The sequence below is a fragment of the Prevotella sp. P3-92 genome (genome assembly GCF_002251205.1).
Classification (GTDB): domain Bacteria; phylum Bacteroidota; class Bacteroidia; order Bacteroidales; family Bacteroidaceae; genus Prevotella.
In genome coordinates, this window is sequence record NZ_NPJE01000003.1 from 1 (window position 1) to 1,844 (window position 1,844).

A 1,844-nucleotide genomic window follows, 5' to 3' on the forward strand; every position below is an offset into this window, starting at 1 on the left:
TGACAAGCACTGAAGGAAGAGTTCTTTGAAAGATTTACATAAAACAGAGAAGTAGTAGTACAAGAAGCGAGACTTACTTTTTATGAGTACAGTCTTGGGTGAATTTACGAACCGTCGATTTTTAGGAATCAAGGTGCTTTATGATCCATGATACTACCGGATATGAGATTCGTTCTGAACAGAGACACGACACTTCTTTAAGAAGTATCAAAGATATTTTTACAATGGAGAGTTTGATCCTGGCTCAGGATGAACGCTAGCTACAGGCTTAACACATGCAAGTCGAGGGGCAGCATTATCGAAGCTTGCTTTGATAGATGGCGACCGGCGCACGGGTGAGTAACGCGTATCCAACCTTCCCCATAGTCAGGAATAGCCCGGCGAAAGTCGAATTAATGCCTGATGTTTTCCACGGACGGCATCTGATGTGGAACAAAGATTCATCGCTATGGGATGGGGATGCGTCTGATTAGCTTGTTGGCGGGGTAACGGCCCACCAAGGCAACGATCAGTAGGGGTTCTGAGAGGAAGGTCCCCCACATTGGAACTGAGACACGGTCCAAACTCCTACGGGAGGCAGCAGTGAGGAATATTGGTCAATGGGCGGAAGCCTGAACCAGCCAAGTAGCGTGAGGGATGACTGCCCTATGGGTTGTAAACCTCTTTTATAAGGGAATAAAATACGGGACGTGTCCTGTTTTGCATGTACCTTATGAATAAGGACCGGCTAATTCCGTGCCAGCAGCCGCGGTAATACGGAAGGTCCGGGCGTTATCCGGATTTATTGGGTTTAAAGGGAGCGCAGGCGGTCTTATAAGCGTGACGTGAAATGCAGCGGCTCAACCGTATGATGTGCGTCGCGAACTGTGAGACTTGAGTGTATTCGATGTCAGCGGAATTTGTGGTGTAGCGGTGAAATGCTTAGATATCACGAAGAACTCCGATTGCGAAGGCAGCTGACAAGGCTACAACTGACGCTAAAGCTCGAAAGTGCGGGTATCGAACAGGATTAGATACCCTGGTAGTCCGCACGGTAAACGATGGATGCCCGGTGTTTGCGATATACAGTGAGCGCCCAAGCGAAAGCGTTAAGCATCCCACCTGGGGAGTACGCCGGCAACGGTGAAACTCAAAGGAATTGACGGGGGCCCGCACAAGCGGAGGAACATGTGGTTTAATTCGATGATACGCGAGGAACCTTACCCGGGCTTGAACTGTAGGCGAACGATCCAGAGATGGTGAGGCCCTTCGGGGCGCCTATGGAGGTGCTGCATGGTTGTCGTCAGCTCGTGCCGTGAGGTGTCGGCTTAAGTGCCATAACGAGCGCAACCCCTCTCTTCAGTTGCCATCAGGTTATGCTGGGCACTCTGGAGACACTGCCACCGTAAGGTGTGAGGAAGGTGGGGATGACGTCAAATCAGCACGGCCCTTACGTCCGGGGCTACACACGTGTTACAATGGGTGGTACAGAGAGTTGGGTGTACGCAAGTGCATTCTAATCAAGAAAGCCATCCTCAGTTCGGACTGGGGTCTGCAACCCGACCCCACGAAGCTGGATTCGCTAGTAATCGCGCATCAGCCATGGCGCGGTGAATACGTTCCCGGGCCTTGTACACACCGCCCGTCAAGCCATGAAAGCTGGGGGCACCTGAAGTCCGTGACCGCAAGGGTCGGCCTAGGGTGAAACCGGTGATTGGGGCTAAGTCGTAACAAGGTAGCCGTACCGGAAGGTGCGGCTGGAACACCTCCTTTCTGGAGACGGATCTTAGATGATTAAGGTAGTTTCAAAAGAATGGGATGAAGCATTGGTTTGTTCAGACACTCCTTCGGCTTCTTGTACTAAC

The 1,844-nt window shown here is 51.3% G+C and carries 1 rRNA gene; it reads left to right on the forward strand.

The features are described 5' to 3' along the window. The first annotated feature begins 221 nt into the window (after positions 1-221). Positions 222-1,752: ribosomal RNA gene (locus CIK93_RS00535) — 16S ribosomal RNA — on the forward strand. The last annotated feature ends 92 nt before the right edge of the window (positions 1,753-1,844 follow it).